General features: G+C 46.1%; 22 protein-coding genes. 5 read left to right on the top strand and 17 right to left on the bottom strand.

Translation table 11 applies throughout. The features are described from left to right. Positions 1-185 precede the first annotated feature (185 nt). Both Q0502_RS00380 and Q0502_RS00375 read right to left on the bottom strand, forming a co-directional pair. Positions 186-1,316 carry a hypothetical protein gene (locus tag Q0502_RS00380; RefSeq protein WP_298645829.1) on the bottom strand — a complete coding sequence of 377 codons (1,131 nt, stop codon included), beginning with the start codon at positions 1,314-1,316 and terminating at the stop codon, positions 186-188. A 78-nt stretch (positions 1,317-1,394) separates the two neighbouring features. Next, on the bottom strand, positions 1,395-2,783 hold the full coding sequence (locus tag Q0502_RS00375) for a transglycosylase SLT domain-containing protein (RefSeq protein ID WP_298645828.1): 1,389 nt from the start codon (positions 2,781-2,783) through the stop codon (positions 1,395-1,397). Positions 2,784-2,989: 206 nt separating this feature from the next. Here Q0502_RS00375 and Q0502_RS00370 point away from each other — a divergent pair, with 206 nt between their 5' ends. The 5 genes from Q0502_RS00370 to Q0502_RS00350 all read left to right on the top strand — a co-directional run bounded on the left by Q0502_RS00370 (position 2,990) and on the right by Q0502_RS00350 (position 7,685). Further along, entirely contained in the window at positions 2,990-4,684 is a 1,695-nt protein-coding gene (locus tag Q0502_RS00370) for a hypothetical protein (protein ID WP_298645827.1), read from the top strand. Between the two features lie 227 nt (positions 4,685-4,911). Further along, positions 4,912-5,259, top strand: coding sequence for a hypothetical protein (locus Q0502_RS00365; RefSeq protein ID WP_298645826.1), 348 nt, complete (start codon positions 4,912-4,914; stop codon positions 5,257-5,259). A 16-nt stretch (positions 5,260-5,275) separates the two neighbouring features. Then, positions 5,276-5,416 carry a hypothetical protein gene (locus Q0502_RS00360; protein ID WP_298645825.1) on the top strand — a complete coding sequence of 47 codons (141 nt, stop codon included), beginning with the start codon at positions 5,276-5,278 and terminating at the stop codon, positions 5,414-5,416. Positions 5,417-5,556: 140 nt separating this feature from the next. Continuing rightward, a complete protein-coding gene (locus tag Q0502_RS00355; protein WP_298645823.1) occupies positions 5,557-6,465 on the top strand; it encodes a hypothetical protein in 909 nt (302 codons plus the stop codon). Between the two features lie 548 nt (positions 6,466-7,013). Next, on the top strand, positions 7,014-7,685 hold the full coding sequence (locus Q0502_RS00350; RefSeq protein WP_298645822.1) for a hypothetical protein: 672 nt from the start codon (positions 7,014-7,016) through the stop codon (positions 7,683-7,685). Positions 7,686-7,876: 191 nt separating this feature from the next. On the opposite strand, the gene Q0502_RS00345 is transcribed toward Q0502_RS00350, so the two are convergent. The 15 genes from Q0502_RS00345 to Q0502_RS00275 form a co-directional block, all read right to left on the bottom strand. Beyond that, complete coding sequence (locus Q0502_RS00345; protein WP_298645821.1) at positions 7,877-9,064, bottom strand: DUF4249 family protein; 1,188 nt, start codon at positions 9,062-9,064, stop codon at positions 7,877-7,879. Between the two features lie 4 nt (positions 9,065-9,068). Next, entirely contained in the window at positions 9,069-11,813 is a 2,745-nt protein-coding gene (locus tag Q0502_RS00340) for a TonB-dependent receptor (protein WP_298645818.1), read from the bottom strand. 28 nt (positions 11,814-11,841) lie between these two features. Beyond that, on the bottom strand, positions 11,842-12,351 hold the full coding sequence (locus Q0502_RS00335) for a hypothetical protein (RefSeq protein WP_298645815.1): 510 nt from the start codon (positions 12,349-12,351) through the stop codon (positions 11,842-11,844). A gap of 124 nt (positions 12,352-12,475) precedes the next feature. After that, positions 12,476-13,003: a hypothetical protein gene (locus Q0502_RS00330; RefSeq protein ID WP_298645812.1), complete on the bottom strand. Its 528-nt coding sequence runs from the start codon at positions 13,001-13,003 to the stop codon at positions 12,476-12,478. 68 nt (positions 13,004-13,071) lie between these two features. Then, the gene (locus Q0502_RS00325) at positions 13,072-13,908 is read right to left on the bottom strand and encodes a FecR family protein (RefSeq protein ID WP_298645809.1); all 837 of its coding nucleotides are present in this window, start codon (positions 13,906-13,908) and stop codon (positions 13,072-13,074) included. 137 nt (positions 13,909-14,045) lie between these two features. Further along, positions 14,046-14,765 carry a porin family protein gene (locus Q0502_RS00320; RefSeq protein ID WP_298645807.1) on the bottom strand — a complete coding sequence of 240 codons (720 nt, stop codon included), beginning with the start codon at positions 14,763-14,765 and terminating at the stop codon, positions 14,046-14,048. A 20-nt stretch (positions 14,766-14,785) separates the two neighbouring features. Next, positions 14,786-15,490: an outer membrane beta-barrel protein gene (locus tag Q0502_RS00315; RefSeq protein WP_298645805.1), complete on the bottom strand. Its 705-nt coding sequence runs from the start codon at positions 15,488-15,490 to the stop codon at positions 14,786-14,788. 99 nt (positions 15,491-15,589) lie between these two features. Further along, on the bottom strand, positions 15,590-16,099 hold the full coding sequence (locus Q0502_RS00310; protein ID WP_298645804.1) for an RNA polymerase sigma-70 factor: 510 nt from the start codon (positions 16,097-16,099) through the stop codon (positions 15,590-15,592). A gap of 130 nt (positions 16,100-16,229) precedes the next feature. After that, positions 16,230-17,291, bottom strand: a complete 1,062-nt coding sequence (locus Q0502_RS00305; protein WP_298645802.1) for an oxidoreductase — start codon at positions 17,289-17,291, stop codon at positions 16,230-16,232. Positions 17,292-17,297: 6 nt separating this feature from the next. Further along, positions 17,298-17,885 carry a non-canonical purine NTP diphosphatase gene (locus Q0502_RS00300; RefSeq protein WP_298645836.1) on the bottom strand — a complete coding sequence of 196 codons (588 nt, stop codon included), beginning with the start codon at positions 17,883-17,885 and terminating at the stop codon, positions 17,298-17,300. A 107-nt stretch (positions 17,886-17,992) separates the two neighbouring features. After that, the gene (locus tag Q0502_RS00295) at positions 17,993-20,002 is read right to left on the bottom strand and encodes a cell envelope integrity protein TolA (protein WP_298645801.1); all 2,010 of its coding nucleotides are present in this window, start codon (positions 20,000-20,002) and stop codon (positions 17,993-17,995) included. A gap of 208 nt (positions 20,003-20,210) precedes the next feature. Beyond that, positions 20,211-21,848, bottom strand: coding sequence for a DUF4980 domain-containing protein (locus Q0502_RS00290; protein ID WP_298645800.1), 1,638 nt, complete (start codon positions 21,846-21,848; stop codon positions 20,211-20,213). A gap of 74 nt (positions 21,849-21,922) precedes the next feature. Then, positions 21,923-22,732, bottom strand: coding sequence for a metal ABC transporter permease (locus Q0502_RS00285; protein ID WP_298645834.1), 810 nt, complete (start codon positions 22,730-22,732; stop codon positions 21,923-21,925). Between the two features lie 22 nt (positions 22,733-22,754). Further along, on the bottom strand, positions 22,755-23,186 hold the full coding sequence (locus Q0502_RS00280) for a phospholipase (protein ID WP_298645798.1): 432 nt from the start codon (positions 23,184-23,186) through the stop codon (positions 22,755-22,757). 5 nt (positions 23,187-23,191) lie between these two features. After that, positions 23,192-24,415, bottom strand: coding sequence for a 3-phosphoshikimate 1-carboxyvinyltransferase (locus Q0502_RS00275; protein WP_298645831.1), 1,224 nt, complete (start codon positions 24,413-24,415; stop codon positions 23,192-23,194). Positions 24,416-24,594 lie beyond the last annotated feature (179 nt).

The raw sequence follows: 24,594 nt of genomic DNA, 5'->3' as shown, positions 1-24,594 counted from the left end.
TTCATTAAAATTAGTCGTTTTGAGTCGCCTTCGCTCCTCGATTTCCAATTCTCGCTATGGCAAAGTTCAAACAAGTTTGACTTTGCTCATTTAGCTTAACGAAAACGTTCCTCTATAAATCTTGTTTTTCTGTTCCGTCCTGTAAATCTTACCCTTCTTTCCCTGTCGTGCATCTTCTTTTCCCTCTATAGGTTTTTAATAAATGCCCTTCGTCTTTTATGCTGTTTAACTTCCAGATCGCTCCACATGGATCGCACTTTGTTGTTCATCTCCAGTTCCGGGTTGCTCTCGGCATATTCAAATCCCAATTGGTTGGCAGCAGGAATAAACTCATTGAATACCAACGCATTCAATCCCTTTCCCTGATATTCAGGGTCGACAGCGATCAGTAACAGATCGAGCACATTGTTCCCTTTTCCTTTCAGCGCCTTGTACAGGTGATACCAGCCCGTCGGGACAAAACGCCCCTTTGCTTTCTGCAGCGCCCTGGCAATACTGGGAAGCCCTATACCCACTCCCACTAACTTATTATCTTCCTGACGGACCACCAGGGTGAGGAACTCCAAGCGAAGCAGCGGGATATACATATCCACATAATAATCGATCTGCCTGTCGGATAATTCCACAAACCCGTACAGATTTTTATAGGCACGGTTGATCAGTTTGAAGATATCTCTGGCATAAGGATAGACATCCTTTTTACTCTGGAGATGCTTCACATCCACACCGGAACGCCTCTTTACGATCTCCGAGGCACGCAGGAACCGTTCCGGCATCTCTTTGGGAATAGTAATGAGGAATTCCACCCAATCCTGATCCTTCACATAACCCATCCGCTCCATATGGTCGACATAGTAGGGATAGTTGTATATAGTCGACAGAGTGCTTATCTGGTCGAATCCCTCTACCAGCATCCCTTCATGGTCGAGGTCGGTAAAACCGAGCGGGCCGTGTAGCTTCTCCATCCCCCTGGACCGGGCCCAGCTTTCGGCCGCACCGAAAAGGGCGTCTACCACTTCGTTGTCATCAATAAAATCTACAAAACCGAAACGGGCATTCCGCTCGTTCCATGCCTCATTCCCTTTGTGGTTAATAATGACCCCGATCCTGCCCACGATCTCATCATCGCGATAGGCCAGGAAATAGTTGGCATCACAATGGTCGAATGCCGGATTCTTACCCCAGTTGAGCGTTGTTCTCTCATCGTAGATCAACGGGGGAACAAAATACTCATTTCCTTCATAGAGATCAATGCCGAATTGGATAAATTCCTTCAGGTCATCCTTCGTTCTGACTTTATTGATTATGACTGACATGTTTTGTTTTCTGCAAATATGGATTTAACACTGATGGCAAAGATAGTGATTTTTTTATTGAAAGATAAAGCAGGAGTTTTATTCTTTTACCTTCTCCTTGTATATCTCCCATCTGTCTACTACATCACGCACATAATTGATTGTTTCGTCCGCCCTGAAATAACCGTTCTTACAAACCGGATCCGTATAGTACTGCTCTAAACGCTTCAACTGAAGATACCGTTCCACGTTACCCTCCCACACCTTATCATCGTCTCCGTATTTTTCGGTAAGCGCCAGCGCGTCGAGCACATGGCCGACGCCTCCGTTATAAGCTGCCAGGGTCATTTTTATTCTTTCATAAGGATCATTTACAAAACGGAAAATATGAAGGAGTTTTTTCAGATATTCCGTGCCTGCACGTATATTCTTCTCAGGATCAAGAAGCTGGTCTTCCTCTACCTCCAACGAGGCGGCAGTGGCCGGCATCAACCCCATCAGCCCTATAGCGCCCGCCCATGACTGCCCCTCCGTATCGAAGGTGGATTCCTGATAGGCAACCGATGCGAGCAACCGCCAGTCAATACCCGATTCCTTCCCGTACTGTTTGAAAAAGGAGTCAAAAGGTGAAATAACACCATGGCCTGAAATTTCGCTGTAAGAGGGTCTGCCGTAATCGGAATATCCTTTTGTTTCTTCAAAATAGCGTTTGATGATCCGCAGGAAAGCGGGCTCTGAAGACCGGCTCTCAATCCAGCTGTTCAGCGAATCGGCAAGCAGGGGCGTATCCTTTCTTACCACCCACGACGAGCGCTGGTCGAAGCTGACCGGAAGATCCACATTCAGATTCCTGAAATAGGTGTGATTGAGCATGGCCAGGTCATCATCGGCGACCGTATAAGCGATCTCCCCCCGGGAAACCATCCTGATCAGGTCTTCCACCAGGGTAGTGTCACTGTCGACCATATCAATCTGGATACCTCCCCCCAACTCATCATTCAAATTATTCATTCTATCGCGGTATTTCCATTCATTGATCACCGCCACCCGCTTACCGATAAGACCGGCCACATCGGACAGCAGGGTATCTCCCTGCCCGGCGCGCTGGACCAGCACCTGATGCGAGATCTGCTGGAGTCCGCAATAAAGTACCGAATCTTTCAATGTATTGGTGACCGGCATATTATAGGCGATCATATCGGCTTCCCTATCCTGCAGCATCTGCAACATAGAGCGTATATTTCCGGCCACTATGATCTCCGGAACCAACCCGTGGTAACTGCAGAAATCACGGATCATATCGTAATGATAGCCCATGGGTTGATCCCGATAGATGAAATAGGAAGTAGAGGTGTTCAGGGTAAGCACACGCAACGTATCCGACTGCAAAATCTGAGGAAAGTCGTATACATTCCCCCGCCTGCTCCATTTTCCACATGATACCCACAGGATGGAGAGAAGCAGTGAAAGCAATAACAGTCTGTTCATACGATTAAAACTATTCATTTTTAAAGGGATCGTATGGAACCTCAGTGAACAATTCTCATGTTCTTTACATTCCTTTGTTAAGTTAAAACCGGGGCAAAGATAGAAAATAATCGGGGATTCCTTTGCTGCTTTTTTCGCTATCCACTATTTTTGTAATGGAGCCGTAATTGTTCCCTATTGCTATGAACGGAAGAATAAGTTGCATCATGATATGCTTGTGCCTTTTATCTACCGTTTCCTGTAGCCGGAAACGGGGCGAAGGGCTGTATAACCGCCTTTTGCAATGGGATGCACTTCTGCAGGAACGGCCCGAAGCTATACGCGACAGCCTGACAACCCTCCGTGCTGAGGAGATGTTACTTAGTAACCGTGCTTATTACGGCCTGTTGAAAACTATTGCCGACGATAAAACCTATGCCGATTTTACATCGGATTCCCTGATCAACAGTGTGGGATCTTACTACCGTAGAACCGCACACGGAAGCAACCACCATACACGGGCTCTTCTTTACCAAGGCATTGTGCGCTCGCGCTTGGGAATTATGGACAGCACGGTGTATCAACCCCTGAAAGAGGCGCTTCGCCTCCTGTACGGACAAAAGGATCCCGACCTTACTTCACTCTATTTTACCAATTATTTTATGGGGGACATACATAAAAAGAATGCAAATAAAGATATTGCCAAACAGTATTTTCAAAAAGCCCTGATGTGTGCTAAACTAAAGAATGACAGTTCTCATATCTTTGATGCTTATTTATCTTTGTTTTGGAACTCATTGGCAGTAACGGATGATTTATCCGGAAGTAAATCATATTTAGATACTTTACAATTGTATGTTGATAATAACATTGAAAAGGAATATTTTCTGTTAAATGCAGAGTCGATATATGCCGATCTTACGCAAAACTATGAAGAAGCCATTGAAAAAGAAAAGAAAAAATTAGATATATATCCGTCCGTTCGGATAAAAGGAGATGAATTCAGGATCTATTATGCTCTCTCGGATATTTTCAGCCGTTTAAATAGACCTGACAGCGCTTTCTATTATGTCCGGCAAGCCATTGCCCATATAGAAGATTCTACTTATTGGCAGAACTATCTGCTGTATGATCATGCGGCCGATATTGCCGCCGGGATGAACGATTACCGACTGGCTGACGATTACCGCCGCCAGGCCCTCTCCGCTTACGATCAATCGGTGGAAAAACGGCTCGATACCCGTATCCGTGAACTCGAAAACCGGTACGATCTGGCGGAATCCGAGAACAAAGCGCTAAAAGCCGAAGCCCGGAATCGCTTAATGCTGGCTATAGGGGGTTTTGTTCTGTTGTTGGCGGGTATCCTCACGCTTTATTTTGCCAAACAACGCAGTATTGTCCTGTTGCAAGGGGAAAAGCTGGCCGCGGAAAAGGAACGTACGGAAGCCGAAAAAAGGCGTTTAGACGCCGAAGCGCAGCTGTTGCGGCAGCAAACTGAAGCCCAACAAGAATTGTTGTCACACTATGTTTCATTTTTGGAGATATACGGCTCGCAATTGAATCAAACCCGTATCCTGTCGAAAAAAATTCATTCAAAAGACATGAAATTGGGCGAAGAGTTCGATCTTATGCTGAAAGAGGGAGGGCAGCGGTTTCACAAGCTTGCCGAAACAATGGTCACCTCCGAAGATATGACGAAACTGTTTGGGATAAGTGAATCGGACGGCATATTGACCGAAAGCGACCGGCTGTTGCTTTCCATGCTGGCTGCCGGTACCGGGAACGAACAAATTGCAGCTCTGCTCAACACTTCCACGAATAATCTGAAATCGAAGAAATGGTACCTGAAAAAGAAAATTTCCGCCCATGCCACAGCCGATAACGGATTCGAACGGCTGCTGAAAATACTCGGGAGCGGATAAATTCCACGTTACCGTACTACACCCAGGTCAGAATCGCTCTGCAAGTATTCATATATCATATTGATATTTATTAATATACCTGAGCAACCAAAGGTCAGAATTGCATTTTCCCTTGACACACGTATTTTTTATTGTTTCTTTACCGGAGAGATAACACTTTTTTTAAAAAAACACTTTATACGAAATCAAACATGAAAAGAATTATTTATTTTTCGAAAAACCTTTTAATGACATTCCTATTCTTTTTTTACCCGCTTACGTTTATACTAAACGCCGGTATCCATACTACAAATAAACCAAAAGACAAAATAGAGTTACGGGAAAACTGTATTACCCGTTCTGCATTTGCTCTTAGCGTGGAAGCATACAAAAACGGAACGACCATTGACTTGTTCGTGGAGAACTACACCGGACAGGTGGAAATATTTATTCTGCAGAGCCCTATTTACCATATTGTGGAAATAAATGAAGCGGGCTATGTGTCCATCGATATTTCACAATTGTCCGTAGGAAGAATATATATTCTGCGTATCGTTATTGATAACAAAGAGTTTGAGGGTACATTTGAGCGATAAAAGACATTAAAACAAGATGCGAAACTTATTAAATGAAGCGGATAGTTTGGATGATTCGCCACAAATAAATAAATCCGATATGAAACCGACAACTACTTCCTCATGGCAGGAATGCCTTTTTGATCTTCGGACCCCAAGGGCGCTCCTGCCTACCTGAAGCAAGGCGGTATAATATATGCTTCTATTCCGGCAAGCCGCCTGCCTTTCGAAAGAAAATTAACCTGAAACTTGATTTGAGGATAGAAGCAACATAAACAAACAGTTGGATTTTTCGGCATTGGAATATTAGCAGCCTGTATGATTTCGCTGGGCATCTTTGTACAAGGGTGCAGTAGTGATTTTGATTCTGATGTCAAAATAGAAAACTTGGATATTCCGGAGGAATACAATGAGGTAGGAGTATCGCATAACGAAGGGTTGGAATATATTTTTGAAGAGATTAAAGCCCTTGGCATTGAATATACAAAAAATCCGCGGCTGAAAAGTCGTCCTTTTATGGAAAATAAAGATGAATTCATAAAGCAGGCAACGTTTAATTTTTGTAATCAACATGAACAGTTGCAAAAACATATTGATATTTGTAAGCATGTTTTGAAAGATAGTCCATCTTTGAAATCTTCGGGTATGGAAAATTTTAGCCCTGCCGTGCAACAATTGCTCAATGAGATTACGTCTGTTCTTAGTCGGAAATTTAAGGAGAATGAATTGTCCCGATTAAAAGCATTATTGGATGTAATTAATCAAAAAGCAGCCACAACTCTTTCGGAGGCAGATGCAGCTGTAATATATTGTGCGACAAGTACCGGCTATCATTCTTATCAATATTGGAGGAATAATTATAAAAAATGGTATTTTGCATTGAATTATCCGGAAATTATGGAACAATACAATAATGAAGAACTACACCAACTTCAACTGAAAAATGGTAAAATAAGGATAAAAGGATGGTGGGATGATATATGGGATACGGTCGAAGATTGGTGGGATGCCGGTAGTGATGCAGTGTCTACATGGTGGGATAATAATGGAAGCACTATAGTTGAATCAGACTCCATGGGTGCTGCCGCAGGAATTTTATATGCCATCGATTCTGGAGCTGCCACCGTTACAATGGTTTTTGGTCCTGAAGGATGGGTGCTGACTATTGCCGGAGCAGCAACGTCAGGAGCTGTTTACAGTTCGGCTATTGCTGCCGTATGGCTTTAATTTTAGAGACAATGAGTACTTATATTATCATTGGCATTTTTATTCTCTCTTTGCTATTACATTATATTGAATATAAGCAAAACTACAAAATAAAATATGTAGACTTCATTCGTGTGAGGGATAGAAAAACTCCAAAAACTACGACTATATTAAGGGATTATCCCAATTTGTTGTTATTGACAAATGCCATTTTGATTAATATCAGTTATATAGAAACTCATTTGGTAATTCATATCTTTCTTGCACTTGTTATCATTTGGATGCAAAAAACACTAATATACTTATTTTTAAAAATGAGGATTTTAGTTTAAACATTAATTTAATTCCTGTGAGTTTTTTATAAATCTCACAGGAATATTTCAAAGACAATTAAAATAATATGAAAAAATATATTGACACTGTCCAAAATATTCTGTGTAAATAAGAAACGGAGGGTTTGGCTGTCTCTACAGCTGAACCCGATTTTCAAAGATAGCTAAAAATTGGTTTAAAATCAAACTCCGGCTGGTAATCCGTTTTACATTGATCGGGACGGAAAGACACATATTTTGACACCCGATTCCCCCGACAGCCTGATAGCATTCGCTTCAATAACTCCGGAAAACGATCTTTTACAAAGCGGGTGCATGGTGAATGCGGTTTTTGAAAGTTCGAAAACGCCTGATTTCTCCAAAACACGGATAATACATAAGATAACTGGAATACCCAACCTCTATAATAGGGTAATATTAAAACATCCGGAAACTTGCCGTTATGTCCGGTACAAAGCGCCGGAAAATTCATATTGCAATGTTTCCGAGATCGTCCTGTATGATCTTTCGGGTAACAAACTCGAAGGTATGCATGTCGGATCTCGGGGATCACACAAAGATTTGGGGGATACCGGAGACAAAGCGTTTGACGGGGATATTACTACATTTTACGATGCTGCCGGCCCGGAAGAATCATGGACAGGATTAGACTTCGGGGAAGATAAAAAAATAGCAACCGTCCATTATTCCCCCCGGCTTGCAAATATCGGCATTTATGAAAGATACGAATATGAATTGTTTTGCTTGATGGATAATAGCTGGAAATCAATAGGGAAGAAGACGGCAACCGGACAAACTATCGAATTCAACGCCCCGAAAAACGCCCTGTTGTATTTAAATAACAATACCGCAAAAAAGAGAGGAAAAGTATTTTTCATCCTGGATGATAAAATCTTTTATTATAATTGAGTTGAGCTATTTTTTTTACCTCCAATCGCTTGTAAACTATCGGTAGAAAAGTGTCTACTGCATGAATGTTTAAAGAGAGAGTCACCACCCGTCAGGTGATCGGAGCGGTGATCAGTATCGCGGGAGCGAGCATCTTTTTCTTATAAGGAAAAATTTAACGAGCGGGGTATAAGATGAATCCCTATTCAAAACTATCTCGGAACCCTGTTTTTTCCGGGAAACGGGGGAATATTAATCCGGGCTATCGTTCCGGAGACAGCACCTACGATTCCGATGCCATTGTGGACGTTGCTGAACGTGATTCCCGGTTCGGAGAACATGGTAAACCCCACGACGTCGGTGTTGGGATTGTAGTCTCTCATCTTGAAATAGGGATACAACTCCGGAGTTAAGACCGTGAACAATACCTCGACGGGCGGATTCAACACTTCAATTATGGAGCGATCATGAGGGTTGTAAATGGCGTCTCCCGGATCCACCCCGTATTCCAGGTAGGTAATTTGGACAGGATAATAATCAGTGATCGAAAAATCGAGTGTATAGCGGTTGTCCCGGAACAGTTTATCGGAAAAAAGCGCTAAGTCGGGATATTTTATTCCTTTAAATGAAGTGCCTTCCGATATCAAATCTTCCAGGATGTTGTTTCGGTAGTTTTCCTTGAACACCGGATCATCATTCGTGTATATATACAGGTAATTCTCTACCGTACCGGAAAGGCTTGCCGGTTCGCTGATTATTGTCCTGAGTTGAAGGGTGAAACAGGGATTTTCGCCGGGAGAATTGTGAGTGACGGCCATCCTGATTCGCATGTTACGGTATAATTCTTCCATCCTGAGATTGTTGTATTTATCCGGATCGTAGGGATTATAAGAGTTGTTTTCATTACTATTGATTATTTTTTTTGATGTAAAGAACGTGGCCGTATCAATCCGGTTAATTACCGGGGGTGTGGGGATGGTGGTTTCCGCCCGGACAGGATTAAATCCTTCGGCCGATGCTTCAATCCGTATCTTGTCTCCTGTTTTGGGTCGTACCGTTGAACGGAAGACACTTATCATTGCGAGGTAAGGATGGTCGAGCCTGTCGCGGCCGTAAATAGTATCCACCCGCTCCATACGCATCATTTCACGTTTTTCGCCATTGATAAACAGGGTTAACGAGGCATTCTTCAACAGGCTGTTATTTGAAAGCGTATCGGTGTATAAAAAACTTTTGCTGACGCCTATCTCGATGAGCGAGTCGGGCGAAATAATCCCGTTCATCACGATTTTCGGTGTATAGTCGGTCAGATTGAGCCGGATCTCTTTCTCGCACGCGGGGAAAGAAGCCACTATGGCGATCAGCAGAACCAGTATGTATCTGTTTTTTGATCTCCTCATATCTTCAGAATTTGTACGTATAGGAAAATGAGGGAATAATCGGGAAAAGAGAATAACTCTGGTATGCCGGATAATATTTCTTCGGGTGACCGTTCACGCTACCCGGCGCCGGGGAACTTCCTTCCATAGGTTCTATAATGAATGAATTATGATGCGCGTACAGGTTATAGATGTTGATATTCCAGATGCCCATCCTTCCGTTCTTCTTGTGGCGATAATAATTAAAATCCAGGTCGAGCCGATGGTAGTCGGGCATCTTGTAGTTATTCCGTTGATGGAAATAAGGTATTTTATTGCCGTCCATATCGATGTACTCTTCCATCGGTAGGGTAGTCCAGTTGCCGGTCGCGTAGATCCAGGAAATGTGCATATCGAATTTATGATTAAACGTGTGCTTAAGCACGGCATTGATCTTATGGCGGTTGTCGTATTTCGCGGGATATACTTTCCCCTGGTTGATCTCCCCGTGGGGAAACTGCCGGTTTGCCCACGACAGCGTGTAGCCGACCCATCCCGATGTATTTTCAAAACTTCTTTTTGCCATCAATTCCAGTCCGTACGAGGTCCCGATCCCCTGGGCAACACGGTTTTCCCAATTTGTATTGCTGGTAAGTATGTTGGCGCCGTCTTTGTACTCGACCTGGTTGACCGATCGCTTATAGTAAGTTTCCGCCGAAAGGTCGAAGTCACGGTACCTGCCGTAGATCCCAACCGTAAACTGATCGGACGACAGCGGCTTCACCTTTTTAGTAATCGGTACCCACAAATCGTTAGGAGAGTTTATATAGCTGTTTTGCAGCAGGTGCACGTACTGGCTCATCCTGCCGTACGACGCTTTCAGGGAGAGGTTTTCCGACAACAGGTAACGGGTCGACAGGCGGGGTTGTAAGCTCAGGTAGGTCTTTCCCTGCACGAAGAATCCTGAAAAATGCACACCGGCATTTACTTTCAGCCGTTTGCCGAAATCCACCTCGTCTTCGGCGTATAAGGATAGTTCCTGGACCCTGACCCGTTCGTCGGCATAGGTGATCGTATCGTTCTGTCTTTTTTCATTGTCGTTGTCTTGCCGGAAAATCCGGCTTTCCTCGGGAACGAAGTTATGCTGCAGCAACGCTGTTCCGAAGCGGATCAGGTGACTATTGTTGTACGCGTAATCAAAATCGAGGCGGTAGCCCAGGTCTTCGATACCCGACCGGTAGATCGGGTTAAAAAGTTGATAGGTGTTTTGGGTTTTTTCCTGGCGGTCGCCATAATCCTTGGAGGAATAAGTCTCCTTGATTTCATAGGAATAGGAAATATCCGATCGATAGCGGTTATAGACTAACGTGGTATTCGAGAACAGCTTGCTGTTGACCGCGTATGTCCAGTTCAGTGAGGACATACGGTTTCCCCAGCCTATATCCGTATCTGACGTTTCATTGAAAGCACTTTTATAATGGTATTGGATATTCTCCTCCGGGTTATCAGGATTCGAGCCATAAGTAGGATAATCGTTACTGTATCGGGTGATGCTGTTGTTATTAACAAACAATTTATCCTTCCCGTTGTACAAACTCAGGTAGATACGGCTTTTGTCCGAAAACTTGTGATTGACCTTCGCGTTGAAATCGTAAAAATAGTAGGAGAAATCAATCTTGTCGTAATTATCCGGGCTTTTTCTTTTCTCTTTCCGGTTGATGAAATACATTGCCGGGCGGGCGATCAGGTCGAGATAGGTACGGCGGAACGAGACCGAGAACGAGGTCCTGTCTTTGATAATGGGTCCCTGCAAGTTCAAACGGGATGAAATGATCCCGAGGGAAGCTGTCCCGGAGAATTTTTTCATGTCGCCATCGTTCATCCGTACATCCACTACCGACGACAAGCGGCCCCCGTAACGGGCAGGAAAGCTACCCTTGTAGAAATCCATGGTTTTCACCGCTTCGGGATTGAACGTGGAAAAGAGACCCAGCAGGTGGTGAACATGATAGAGGGGATTCCCGTCTACAAGGTAGAGGTTCTCATCGGCATTTCCACCCCGGACATACAGTCCGGCCATGCCGTCGGTTCCTACTGCCACGCCGGGCATTTGCTGCAAAGCCTTGATCACGTCGCTTTCCCCCATAAACGCGGGGATACCCTTCAGTGTTGCGGCATTAAGGCTTATCTTGCCTGTTTCGGCATGTTGCAGGGGATTCTTCAGGTTTCCGTCCACCACTACTTCTTTCAGTAGTGAGGACGGTTGCAGAAAAAAATGGATGACCGTGTCTTTCGTTACCGTAAAGGGATAATTTTCGGTGGTATATCCCACGTAACTGGGACGGAGCTCTATCTCGCCCGGCGGGACGGAGAGGCTGTAAAATCCGAAGTTGTTGCTGACGGAGCCTTGTCCCGAATCCCCATCATATACATTGGCGGCGATCAGCGACTCGTGCGATTCCCGGTCGTAGATAAATCCGCTGACGGTAATCGCTTTCGGCCGCTTTTTCAGGATGATGTATTTTTCCTGTAGGATGGGTTGGATATCGGTTTCGTGGAAAAGGAGTTGCAGTACTTTTTCGAGCGATTCGTTCGCGATCCGGAGGGAGACGGGTGGGAAATCTTTTAACAATGTAGGATTGTAGGAGAACGTGTACCCCGTTTGTTGTTCTATTTTCCGGAGGACTTCGGTAATCGGCCGTTTTTCCAGGTTAAGGGTGACTTTCCCTTGCGGCAGGAGGGGCAGGGGAAAGCCGGCAATCAAAAATAAAAAGATAGTATAGCGTTTCATTCGATAATAGCACAATGTTTTATATGATTTACAGGTTTATTCCCACTTTTAGAAAGGCACCATAATTGATGTCCCTGTTAAAATAAGGCTGTATAAACGCTTTAATGCCAATTAAAAAAAAGTCATTGATCATATAGGTGTTTTCCAGAATAAAATTAAGGCCGAGTGCGCTACGCGTGGCATAATCTCCTCTTTCGCTCAATCGATAGAAACTTAATCCTCCTCCCATCCGGAAATCATTTTGTCGGTCGTTTCGAGACGGCGAACCAAATGCGTTCAGATTCGCCTGGAAAAAGTTAGCAGACTCAATATCGAGATTACCGTGGTGATCCAATATTATGGATGGCGCTATTGTGAAATAATCGCTAAGCTTCGCGTTCAATTCATATTCGGATAGGAGCAATAAACCTTCTTCTCCTTTGAACTGCGAGACCCCCATTCCGACCCGTATATCTACATCCTTCTCACCAATTTGAGCATTTACCGCCATAACGGTAAACAGGATCAGGAAGAGAGGTACTATAATTTGTTTCTTCATATTTTTATTTTTTGATACGTTTGTCTTTATGATGCAGAAAAAAGAAAGTGCAGCGTTGCATACGATTTATAGCGTTCTTGGAAACCTGCAATAGGCACTGCTCATGTGTCGAAGCATTATCTATCTATTTTTTCTTCTTTTCAATTTGGACAACACGTGGCTGGATCGTGTCATTGGCCGTGGTATCTATCACGTGGAACACTGGCTGTTCCGTCGTTTCATCCGTTACGGGCAAAATCGTGTACTGCTTTCCCTTCTCTGCCGTGAACGTGAGTTTGTAGTGCGTGTGCGGGTTATTGGATTCCGCGATAGATGCCCCGATTAGCCCGAACATTGCCCCCGACATGGCTGCCTTGTCTTTCCATTGCTGGAAGTGGCGTATCTCCACTGTCCGTTCACCCGGCAATACATCGATATGCTTCGGGAAGCCTTTCATATAACTACCCACTGAAACCGTATCCACTTTTACAAGGAAAGCTGATTCGGAAGTCTTTTTCCCCTTGATCCTCAATTTATGATCCCCTTGTTGTACACGGGCAAGGTCTGTAGACTCCATTTTCGTTCCGTGGTACCCTTTGGTGCTACCACAAGCCGGTAAAAGAATCATACCGGTAAGAAGAATTGCCATAAAAAGGAAAGTTCTTGTTTTCATAAAGATATAAGTTGTTTGTTATAAAATAGTTGTGGAAAAATATTAAAAAAATAGACAATGCCTTTGAATTATTGTTGCCCCCCGTGTTCTACAATCACAATGTTCGTATCGAGCGTGAAATTAATGATATTGATGATTTCGACGATGCTTTTTCCGGTGAAAGAGGAGCTGAAGGTCAGATCCGACTCGTTTTCCGGCAGTTCAATCTGTACGTTGTAGAAGTGAGACAACACCATTACAATCTCTTTCAGCCCTATGTTATCGAAAGTGAGCGATCGGGTCTTGCCGTTGATTTCCATCTCGCTGCCGGGGGAAGAGACGTTTATGGTTTCGGTGTTGGCGCTGTAATGTACGGTCATGCCTGCAGTGCATAACAGCGGTATAACCGGATCGTCGGGTGTAAACCGCACTTTTCCCGATGTCACGCTGAGGCGGGTCTCATTATCGCCGGCGTTTACGGTAAATTCCGTGCCGAGCACCTCGATCCGTGCCGTGGGCGTGGAGATAATGAACGGCCTGGTTTCGTCGCGGACGACGGCGAACGCGATCTCTCCCTGCATCGAAACATGTCGTTCGGTCTTACCGAAATGCCTGTCGTATTCCAGTTTTGCCCCTCGTTGCATCACGATTTGGGAGTTATCTGGAAGCGTGAATTCCGTGTTATCGACTTGCGCGAACAACTGTTCCGGTCGGTTCACCATCATCCATACGCCGATTCCTGCCACGAACAGCAATACGACCGCAGCAGCCGCCCGCGTTATGAAGGAGAGGTACCGCACTCTCCCTGAACCCGGGAGAGAAGCGGTTAATCTTTTCCATCCTTTCGAGGGTTCGAACATTCCTTTTTGGTAGTGTTGAACCACAAAGCGGACAGATTCATCCCTGTCTTGCCTGTTCTTTTCCATCGCTTCCTTTTCTGAGTTATACAAGATTTATAAATTTATTCCCACTCTCAGCAGGATATCGGATTCTTATTTAAACGTAGGCGAGAGGAAATATTCTAATGCAGGATCATCATACACTCGGGCGTTCCGCAATCGTTCTACAAGAGATACCCCAACGAGAAGGAGAGGGTCCACATGGTAATATCAGGCTTCGCGGTTTGACCGTTTACCGAATACCCGAAAGCGGCCATATTGTTCAGCATCTGCCGGAAGCCGATACCAGCGGTTAACTGGTTCCCGATTTCCACTCCGCTTTCCAAAGCAATGCCGACATTAAAACGCTGCAGCATCAGCACATTGTCTTCTGTTTCTCCCATTACCTGAATCTCCGGTTCGAAAAGGCTCCATTTCATTTTTATATAATCTCCCTCCCAGGAGTGCTTCACATACTGTTCCGCTTTGAGTGAATAGCTCCCGAACGCGCCCCCTGCCAGAAAGAATTGCATGCCGGGGAACAATCTGAACTTCAGTTTCGCGTAGAGCGGGAGTTCCAGCGTTTGCATGCTTACATGGCCTTCCATAGAAAACCCTTCCGGCAGTTCGCTTCCCTGATAATACCTGTCGGGGTTAATGGTCGCACCAAGGCGGGAATAGTTCAGGCCGCTTTCCAGGCCGAAGCGGCGACTGAACATATACTCTGCCGCGAGGCCTGTATGAAAACCGATGCGAGGGGAAAAGATGTCCGTTTCAACCCCGTTGAGTGTCATGGACATATTCGACATGTCGGGGCCGGCTTTCAAGCTTGCCTTGAACTGTGCCCGCACGGAAAAACCCATGACGGACAATAACAAGAGAACGAAAATAGATTTTCGTGTCATAACGATTTTTATTTATACTATCACCAACTGCGGAAACTCAGGAAAACGGTTGCCATCAGGTTGGATATGCTGGCCGGTTCGTCATATTCCACGTTCTGCCCTTCCAGGTTGATTGAATTGATGGTGCCGAGGGTATAAGACAACTTAAGCCCGATGCCCGTTTTAGCATTCAGCTTGTATTCCCCGGCCACACCGGCGTTGAACCCCATGGTGGTTTTGGTGCCGTCAAGCAGCCTGCCGTCGATCGTCATTTTGTCCATGTAGAACATCGGTCCTATCGCGAAAGAAGACACCAACAGGAATCTGTCGGTTTCGTTGCGTCCTGCAAACGAAGGCCCCACGAACAGCACATTTTGCGACTCTTTGTAGCTGTTGGCATTTCCATATTCCGGAATGTCAATATTGCTCCCGGAAGTGGAAGAGGAACAATAGTTGACATTGAGCCCCAGCCCCCATCCTTCCTTGAAAAAGTACTGCGCGTCGGCGTCTACGGTATAGCCGTGGCGTAACTTCTTATTAAGGTCATCAACCTTGGTATCGCCTGTTTTCTCAATTTTACCAAGGCGGAAAGCGTATCCGCCGCCGATTGAGAAGCGGAAATCCTTGTAACCTTGCGGGGTTTGATACTCCACTTCATACGACGTTTTTTCCTGCGCGAGGACGGTCACCGGGGACAGTCCGAAAATAACGGCTGCCGCAAGCACGATAGAATAGATTCGTTTCATAGATGTAAATAATTAAAAAGTGTTTATTTCTTTTTTTTCAAATACCTTTTACTCTAAGACGCAGAAAAATCAAAACCCCTCACTCGAAAGTGAAAATTTTCACGTAAAAAAGAAAAGCCAGGTTTTGATATCTTTGGTGCGAAGCGATTGCATAGCGCGAAATACATGGTTCTCAACGGTCTTGACGGACAATCCGGTTTGTTCGGCAATTTCTTTGTAACTTATTCCGTCGCGTTTTGCCAGCAGAAAAATTTTGCGGCGGCGTTCCGGTAATTCATCGATCATTTTCCAGATGCAGGACTCCATCCCGGCGCGCTCCACCTGTTCTTCCTCCGAAAGCAGTTCGTCGGGTGGGAGCATGTCGAGCGAAGTGGTGGGGTTTGCGTCGCGGATACGGGTCAGGCAATTATTTCGAACAGCGGTGTAGAGATACGATTTTACCGATCTGATCGTTTCTAATTGCTCCCTTTTATCCCACAGGTTCACAAATGTTTCCTGCACGATATCCTCGGCTTCCTCGGCATTCCCCATGAAATGCAGGGCGTGCAGGCAAAGCGGACGGTAATAGGTATGAAAATATCCGGAAAACTGTTTTTCTAAATTCCTCATCGGCAATCAGCAATGGAACGAGTTACAAAAGTAATCAAAATTAAATAACCTCTGAATCTTCAAGCCGGACAAGCCATTCGATGAGTTCCAGTTTTATAGCATCGGATCTCATGATCCACTTTTTAAACGATTATTCAATTGTGATTGTTCTCTTTTCGCGGCTGCTGCGGAATGCCAGTTCGATGATCCGCATTACATTGAGGGCTTCTTCCGGCTTGACGGCGAGAAGCGCTGTACCATTGATGGCATCGCGGAGGTTGATGAAGTAATTACGGTAGTCGCCATGCTCACTCTCAATCTTCCCTTGAATTTTCACCCCTTTGTAATCGGCATTGATGGTGCCCCAGATATTTTCGGGTTCACGCCCCCAATCTTTTCCTTCGGGTCTGGCGCCACCGTCGAGCGTAGCTTCCTGCACGTCGAGTCCGTATTTCACAAACGATCCGTTCGTGCCGTGGAGCATATAGGTAGCTCCGGGAATACGGCAGATCATCCCCGATTTCAGGGTGGCGGTAAAGGTGGGGTAGTGAAGCCGCACATCGAAGTGGTCGTCCGCCTTTGCCCAGGGGCGTTGCATATTGATTGCGGCCGTCACCGCTTCCGGCATACCGAAAAACCAAAGTGCCTGGTCGATCAGATGGGAGCCCAGGTCGTAAAAAATACCCGAGCCGGGTAGCGGTTCTTCACGCCATGCACCTCTTGGACGGGGATCGGTACGGTAGCGGTCGAAGTGTGTTTCGTAATCAATGATCTCGCCGAGGAGACCGCTGTCGAGCAATTTTTTCACCGTTTTGGTGTCGCTCGTGAAACGACGGTTGTGATAGACGGTGAGGATTTTTTGTTGCCGCTTTGCTATTTCGATCAGTTCACGGGCTTCGTCCACATTTACCGTGAACGGTTTTTCCACTACCACGTGCTTGCCGGCCAGCAGCGCTTCCCGCGCCCAGCGGAAGTGGTCGGTATTGGGCGAAGTGACAATGACAAGATCGATCTCAGGATCGTCGATGATTCCTTTCCCGTCGGGTACGACTGCGGTGATAGGATACCGCTCCTCAATAAGCGCTTCTTTTTCAGGGTCGGATGTACTGATCTTCGTAAGTTCGAATCCTTCTACTACATCTATAAAAGGAGCATGAAATACCCGGCCGGAGAGTCCGTAGCCGATAATGCCTGTGCGAATGTTGGTTGACATAGGTTATTATTTTAAATTGTAAGAATAAAGAAAATCGACCAATTTCTCCATGGCCAGCGCCCGGTGGCTGATGCTGTTCTTTACCTCGTGGCCCAGTTCGGCGAAGGTCTGATCGTAGCCGTCAGGCATGAAAACGGGGTCGTATCCGAAACCGCCCGAACCCCGCTTTTCTTCGATGATCCTCCCTCTGATTATTCCGTCGAAAAAGTGCTCTTTTCCGTTGATGACCAGCGCGATCACCGTGCGGAATTGTGCCGCACGGTTTTTGTTCCCTTGTAATGCCGTGAGTAATTTATCCATATTGTCCACCGGGTTGCAGCCATTTCCCGCGTACCGTGACGAATAGACGCCGGGTGCGCCTTCAAGTGCTTCCACTTCGAGACCGGTATCATCTGCGAAGCAGTCGTAACCATATCTCTCCCTGACGAATCTCGCCTTGATCAGCGCATTTTCTTCCAGGGTGTTGCCCGTCTCTTCGATCTCTTGGTGGCAGCCGATATCGGCGAGGCCGGAAATCCGTAATCTTCCTGCCGTAATTTTTTGGATTTCGTTGAGTTTATGTTGATTGTTGGTGGCAAAAACCATTTCTCTCATTGCTGTTCTTTTATTTTCTCTTCTCTTCTCTTCTCTTCTCTTCAATAAATGTAGTCGTTTTCTATCTATGGCATGGTATAAGCAAGCTTATCCTCTGCTCATTTAGTTTAACGAAGTTCCCTTTCCCTTTCGCGTTGTTTCAAGGCCGCTTCGCGTTTTCGGAGCTTCTCTTTCATCTCCCGTTCTCTTTGCCGGATCCTTTTCTCCCGCTGCTGTTCCCGCTCTTTCAGCAACTCTTCCCTGCTTTTGCGGGGTGTTGTTTCCTGCTGTTGCTGCAATGCTTTGGCGGCATTCTGCTCGAGCCTCCGTTTCAATGCTTCGGGTGTTACCCGTTCAACCTGAGGAATCGGCTCCGGCTGAGCGGGGACTTCTTTCTGTTCCGGGATTGTGGCCGGGGAGGTCTTCAAAGATACGATCTTTTCCGATTCCGGCGCGCTCTTTTCTTCAATTTCTGCCGTTTCATCTCTCCTTACCGGTTGAAAGGGCCTCTGCACAGGCGCTATGCTTTCAGCATAGAAGAGGTTGTATTCATCCATCCTCTCGCCCGACCGGAGGGTCTTCAGATTTTCTTCAGAAATTATAACGGGGGTGATCCCCACGGGAAGGGCAGTGCGGAAAAGGGAATCGGAGCGCATCATCTCCGTATATCGGGATACCTCCTCAAATGATCCGAAAGGCTCTATTTGAAGTGCTTCCGATGCCGACAGGTAAATGTAGGAGAAATTGAACCTGCGAAGTTTGAAATGGGAAAAATTGAAGTCCGCCGTTGTGAAGAGAAGACGGTTCTTATCAGCCGAGCCCGGGGTAAAGGTAAGCAGGAGGTAATGCGGACCATTTCGGTTGGCGCTGAATGGAGCCATCTTATCTTTTCCCGTCTCTGTTGACTCTGTTGACTCCGTTGAGCCGGCTGGCCGGGATTGCCATAGCCCGTTTCGGGATTGCCACTGCCTGTGTAAAGCGGCATTTTCTGCCAGGGTTCTTCCCTGTGACAAGCGTTGAGGAGTGTTTTCTATGCCCTGAAGGTTCCCGGCGGTTGAGTCAGTGACGGCTGCTGCCGTTGTTGTCTCCTTTGCCGCATCATTGTCCGGTTCGGGGGGGCGGAAAGCCTGCGCCAGCGAATCGTTGCCGGTCTTCAGGTAGATCCGGTAGCGTTGATTGGAAAACATGAGTGAATCCGTATCATTGATCTTTTGCTCCATTTTCTTCAGGCGGCGCATTATTGTATGTTGTTGCCCCCCCGATGTCAGGGCTGATTGCCAGATAGTGGCGTTCAGTGTGAGTTCGAAAGGGGTACGGATCCCTTTCACCTCTTCGAAAGCATGGCAGGCTTTACCCTCTTCTCCGGTTATCGCGTAGATCTGCCCGAGAAGGAATTGTAATCTTTTCTTTCGGGAATAATCGGATTCTTTCTCTATTGTTTTCCGCAAGTGAGGGATCGCCTCTGCAAACTCCTTTTTCCGGATCAGGAAGTATGTGTAGTGCTCATTGAACAGTTTCTCCAGGTGCCCGGGTAACCTCTTGCTTTTTAAAGCATAGGCTGTTTTCTCCGCGTCGTATGTTCTTCCCATCTCCGCGTATGTCCGCAGCAGCCAGATCTCCGTTTCATCTGTCAGGCCGGTATCATAGCTGAAGAGACGCAGCATCCCGGAGAATACCGAAAGCGCCTGGTCATGATTCCCGTTTTGCAAAAAGGCCTTCCCCCGCAGCAGCCATACATTTTTCAGGAACGGGTTGAACTCGTCCCGACGGAGCCATTGGCGGTATTCCTGTGAAGGGGCTTTGGTGGGATCGCGGCGTGGTTTTGCCGTTATGGAGTGCTCCCGGATGGCTTTCCCGGTTTTGTCGATCACCGGGTCGAAAGGTCCGCCGGATACCGGCTTCTCCGCAGCGGAGGTGGAGGGGTAAAAAGGAAGTACCTCGGCATAATCCTCGCGGAAGTTTTCCGATCTCTCCTTCAGGATTTCATAATAAGCCTCTTCGGCATTGAAAAAGATATTATAGCGTGTGGTGAGTTCATGGTAGGCGCGTGTGCCGGTTGTATTCTTTCCGGCAGAACATCCCGTAAAAAGAACAAGGCAGGCCACTCCCCAAAGGATGGAGCTTGTTTTTTCTTTCAACTGCTCACAACAATGCCGGCAAGCAGATGAATATACCAAAAAAATCAATTCTGTTTTTTCTTTCAACAACACCGGTGATCTCCTTTTCCGAGTAATTATCTTTTTATTTAACTCGAAAAAAAGGATTTTATTGTTTCGTATTCCCTTGGCTGCTGTTTAATTTTTGACATCCGGGTTCGGATAAACCTTTTCAAACGGGATATCTTTTTCACCAGATAGATAGGAGCGTAGACAGTTCAAGTTCTTTGATTCTGATATTATTTCCCCAGAAGTTGAATCCTTTCTCCGGGTCTGCTGTCTTTCTTTCGAAAGAGCAGGAGTATGCACCGTTATCGATGAAGACCTCCACAGAGGTCCTGTCGATGAAAATATCCGCTGAAATCTCCATACTGGTCATATTGTCGGGAGAATAGAAGACACCATTGACCGTGTTGAAATTCATGTCGTAATTCAACAGGGTTTGTCCTTTGAAATCGAGGCCTGCTCCCGTAGCATGTGAGAGACTTAAAGTGAGCCTGATGTGCAACAGAGATTCATCGCGGAATTCATTAACAGCTATGTTTGCTTCTTCGGTACTCAGGTTTTTCCACTTTTTGTTTTTATTGACCAGTCGATTCACCTCTTTAACCGGATAACTGAACAGCCTGACCCCCCCTTGGGTTGTGCGTAGCGTTAATTCGGTCGGCAGCAACATCAGCATGTTAAAAGGCATGTCTGCTGCGGGAATACGACCCCAGCTTATCTGGATACGCCTGCCGTCGGATTCCGGAATATTGTTGAATGTTTGTCCCGCATAGCCTGAACCGGTGGTATAGTAGTGTTTGCCTGATTCAGGAATAAACTCTTCACCATTGAAACTTCCGATCATATAAGTGCCTGAAGCTCCGTACATCACCCATTTTTTATGGGATACGTCATTATCCACAGGGAGCTCAAACAGTTCCGGGCACTCCCAGAATCCTGTAATGTGACTTTTGAATATCCATTCTCTCAGGTCGGTGGAATTGTAGATGGAGTGTCCGTCCCTTTCGTTGAGGACCATGACCCATTTCTTGCCGGGTTCATACCAGAATACCTTAGGGTCGCGTGTGTCTTTGCTGCCCCACTTCTCTTTTGAGTCGATCACCGGATTGTGTGCATATTTGGTCCATGTGCGTCCCTTGTCCAGGCTGTAGGCGAGGCACTGTATTTGCCTGTCGGCATTGTCAACGGTATATAGAGCCACCATGGCCGGTTCACCTCCTTTATTGAATCCTGCGCTGTGGTGATAGTCCATCACGGCCGAACCGGAAAACATAGTACCGTGTTCGTCCGGGTAAAGCGCTACGGGAAGCTCTTCCCAGTGGATCAGGTCTTCACTCACCGCATGTCCCCAGTGCATATTTCCCCACTCCCGTTCATAAGGGTTATGTTGGTAGAAGAGGTGGTATTCTCCTTGGTAATAGAGGAGGCCGTTGGGATCGTTATTCCATCCTCTTCTGCTTGAGAAGTGGAATTGCGGCCTGTTCTTTTCTCCATACAGGCTGTCCTGTCCGGCAATTTCATCGGACTGATAGATTTGGGATAACCCTTTGCCCGGCGATGGAAAAGAGATGCTGACGGTTTTGCTTTTGAATGCCGAGATATCGCAAAAGACCCAATAATCGGGTTTCTCCGACGCTAAACGGATCTCGAAAAATCGTTCTATCCTGCCGTCTACCTTGATTTCCATTACTTCCCGTTGAACGGCATGGGAAACGGGAATATTCAGGTATTTTTTTGCTGCTTTTATTGTGATGGTGTCGGCAACAGAGGGGGGGATAAGTGTCAATAGTGAGATGACAAGAAATACAAGTCGCTGGATCATACTCTGTTTTTGGTAATTATTTTTTTGTAAAATGGGAAATGAAGGAGAAAAAGAACTGCCGGCGAGGCAATCTGTTAACGGGGTTTCCCGGCAATGGCTTTTATTGCCTTGGCAATAAAGAATATCATGATAAGGACAAAGATGATGAATGCGCCGGAGGGGACATTCAGATAGTAAGAGAGCAATAACCCCGCCACACATCCTGCAAAACTGAACAGAACGGACAGGAAGATCATCTTCGAATAGTTTACCGTGAAGAGGTTGGCCGTCATCTGCGGTACAGTGATCAACGACATCAGCAGGACAATTCCCACCAGCCGGATGCTCAGCACGATGGTAATGGCAATAAAAAACATCATGGCATACTCGATAAACTGCGTGGGGAGACGTCGTGTCCTGGCAAATTCGGTGTCGAAAGACACGGAAACAATCGCGTGGTAAAACAGGATGAAAAAAAGCATCAGGATCAGCGATAAAACGAGCAGAGCTGTAATATCGCTACGGGTGATGGTAAGGATATTCCCAAAAAGGTATTCCGACAAGTTGGGGGCATATCCGGGCGTGAGGAAAGTGAGTACTATCCCGATGGCCATTCCCAGCGACCAGAAGACCGCGATGGCCGAATCCTCGCGTATTCCCTGCTTCCGGGACAGCCATTGGATACCGAATGCCGACAGGATAGAGAAGGCCATAGCCGACAAAACGGGAGACAGTCCGAAATAGAAACCTATTCCTAATCCTCCGAAGGAGGCATGGGTGATACCGCCGCTAATGAATACCAGTCTTTTTGTAACGACATAGGTGCCGATTATCCCTCCGGCAATACTTGCAAAAAGGCTGCCTAACAGAGCATTGCGAAAAAAAAGGTAGTCAAGGAGTTCGATGATATTCATCCGTTCAACGACATCAGGCGTGCATTTTTTCGGTCCTCAGTTCATTGACGATCATCAGTACCTCATCTTTCAACTGATCGGGGAGGGAGATGCCTCTCATACAGAGACTCCTTACCCAGCGAGGCTTTTCTTGGTCGAGTACGGAATAAAAGATCTCCCGGAACTCATCTATTTCATTGGCAGCATAGCCGTCCGAATCGCGGTATGCATATTGATCGAGCTCCTCATCGTCGAAATATTCCGGTTTCTCTGCAAAAGCAGCGATCAAACTGTCCCGCTCACACACTTCATGTGCGCCGCAACAGCCGCTTCCACCCAGATCCAAGGCAGGGGGAGTTGCTTCGCGGGGCTTATCGTTCCCTTTCTTGCGTTGCAAATAGTTGGAGATGGTAAGCGCCAGTATGAAAAAGAGTATAATACCTGTAAAAAGAAATAAACTTTGCATAATAATTACCTTTCCTCAATTGTAAACCCCGCCAGTTTCAGGTCGTTCCAGAAATCAGGGTAGGATTTGAATACCACTTTGGGATCATTGATGATGAGTGAGCCGGATAGAATGGCACCCGGAGCCAGGGACATCGCCATCCGATGGTCGTCATAGGTGTCGATGGCGGGTTCTTTTTCAGGGGAACAACGTTCCCCGTCCCACTCGAGCATCCCTTTCCCGTTTTCTTTGAGCAGATAGCCTAACTTTTTCAGTTCGTTGATCAGTGCGGCTACCCTGTCAGTTTCTTTTATCTTCAGGCTTTGGATCCCGGAGAAAAGAAACGGTACTCCCATAAAACAACAGGTGGCTGCAAAAGTTTGTGCCAAGTCAGGTTCATTCACAAAATCGTGGAAAAATTTTTTGGTCCTTTTTTTTGTATTCCTGATGATGATGCCGTCCGGCAGGAATTCCGTAGTGACACCCAGATAGCTGAACAGGTTGGTTACATTGGCGTCGCCCTGAAGACTGTTCTTCTCCAATCCCTTTAGTGTTACTTCCGCGCCGGGAATGAGAGAGGTCATCTCATACCAATACGAAGCGGCAGTCCAGTCCGGTTCCACCGCAAATTTCACCGCATTGTATATTTGCGGTTTCACCGTGATATGGTTGTTTTCCCATTTGACCTGTACACCGCATTTCTCCATCATGCTGAGAGTAAGGTGGATGTATGGTTTGGACACAATTTCCTTTTCGATATGCATTACCAGTCCGTTTTCCATCAGGGGGGCTATCATCAATAAGGCAGAGATGAATTGCGAACTGATATTGCCCGAGAGATAGACTTCTCCTCCTTTCAGTTTTCTACCCTTTATTTTCAGGGGCGGATACCCCTCTTTTTCTATATAGTCGACCTCGGCACCCAAGGCAATGAGCGTTTCCACCAGCGGATGGATAGGTCTCTCATGCATCCGTTTAGAACCCTTGACGATCCATTCACCCTCCATTCCGGCCAGAAAAGCTGTCAGGAAGCGCATGGCAGTTCCGGCTGCCTTGATGTCGAACACGTTGGATTGGGAATTGAATACGTCTATGAGCACTTGCGTATCTTCACAGTTGGACAGATTCTGGATCGGATACGGGCTTAAACTCAGGGCATTCAGGATGAGCGCCCTGTTACTCATACTTTTGGATGCAGGAAGGTGCACGGTGGTGCGAAGGGCCTCGGGCGGAAATATTTTATACTGCAGTGGCATTTTGGTGTGAAATAGTGATACAAAAATAGTATTTTAAAGCGAAGGTTGAGCGGTTTATTTTCGCTTTTACGTTGTTTTAATTGATTTAAACTTTTTTCTCTTTCATATGTAAAACTATTATTTTCTCTTTCATTATACTTTTTCTGCGCTCAACATAGTCAAAACTTGTTTTG

This window comes from uncultured Proteiniphilum sp. (genome assembly GCF_937873925.1).
Classification (GTDB): Bacteria; Bacteroidota; Bacteroidia; order Bacteroidales; family Dysgonomonadaceae; genus Proteiniphilum.
The sequence above is the reverse complement of the archived record's forward strand: the minus strand, read 5'-3'. Positions and strand labels throughout refer to the sequence as shown.

What these genes read in the sequence shown, in the direction of transcription:
- Q0502_RS00300 (WP_298645836.1), bottom strand. Translation starts at nt 17,885, where the DNA reads ATGAGAGAAATGGTTTTTGCCACCAACAATCAACATAAACTCAACGAA.
- Q0502_RS00280 (WP_298645798.1), bottom strand. Translation starts at nt 23,186, where the DNA reads ATGCAAAGTTTATTTCTTTTTACAGGTATTATACTCTTTTTCATACTG.
- Q0502_RS00290 (WP_298645800.1), bottom strand. Translation starts at nt 21,848, where the DNA reads ATGATCCAGCGACTTGTATTTCTTGTCATCTCACTATTGACACTTATC.
- Q0502_RS00370 (WP_298645827.1), top strand. Translation starts at nt 2,990, where the DNA reads ATGATATGCTTGTGCCTTTTATCTACCGTTTCCTGTAGCCGGAAACGG.
- Q0502_RS00355 (WP_298645823.1), top strand. Translation starts at nt 5,557, where the DNA reads ATGATTTCGCTGGGCATCTTTGTACAAGGGTGCAGTAGTGATTTTGAT.
- Q0502_RS00380 (WP_298645829.1), bottom strand. Translation starts at nt 1,316, where the DNA reads ATGTCAGTCATAATCAATAAAGTCAGAACGAAGGATGACCTGAAGGAA.
- Q0502_RS00305 (WP_298645802.1), bottom strand. Translation starts at nt 17,291, where the DNA reads ATGTCAACCAACATTCGCACAGGCATTATCGGCTACGGACTCTCCGGC.
- Q0502_RS00325 (WP_298645809.1), bottom strand. Translation starts at nt 13,908, where the DNA reads ATGGAAAAGAACAGGCAAGACAGGGATGAATCTGTCCGCTTTGTGGTT.
- Q0502_RS00320 (WP_298645807.1), bottom strand. Translation starts at nt 14,765, where the DNA reads ATGACACGAAAATCTATTTTCGTTCTCTTGTTATTGTCCGTCATGGGT.
- Q0502_RS00375 (WP_298645828.1), bottom strand. Translation starts at nt 2,783, where the DNA reads ATGAACAGACTGTTATTGCTTTCACTGCTTCTCTCCATCCTGTGGGTA.
- Q0502_RS00365 (WP_298645826.1), top strand. Translation starts at nt 4,912, where the DNA reads ATGACATTCCTATTCTTTTTTTACCCGCTTACGTTTATACTAAACGCC.
- Q0502_RS00360 (WP_298645825.1), top strand. Translation starts at nt 5,276, where the DNA reads ATGCGAAACTTATTAAATGAAGCGGATAGTTTGGATGATTCGCCACAA.
- Q0502_RS00330 (WP_298645812.1), bottom strand. Translation starts at nt 13,003, where the DNA reads ATGAAAACAAGAACTTTCCTTTTTATGGCAATTCTTCTTACCGGTATG.
- Q0502_RS00315 (WP_298645805.1), bottom strand. Translation starts at nt 15,490, where the DNA reads ATGAAACGAATCTATTCTATCGTGCTTGCGGCAGCCGTTATTTTCGGA.
- Q0502_RS00310 (WP_298645804.1), bottom strand. Translation starts at nt 16,099, where the DNA reads ATGAGGAATTTAGAAAAACAGTTTTCCGGATATTTTCATACCTATTAC.
- Q0502_RS00340 (WP_298645818.1), bottom strand. Translation starts at nt 11,813, where the DNA reads ATGAAACGCTATACTATCTTTTTATTTTTGATTGCCGGCTTTCCCCTG.
- Q0502_RS00345 (WP_298645821.1), bottom strand. Translation starts at nt 9,064, where the DNA reads ATGAGGAGATCAAAAAACAGATACATACTGGTTCTGCTGATCGCCATA.
- Q0502_RS00335 (WP_298645815.1), bottom strand. Translation starts at nt 12,351, where the DNA reads ATGAAGAAACAAATTATAGTACCTCTCTTCCTGATCCTGTTTACCGTT.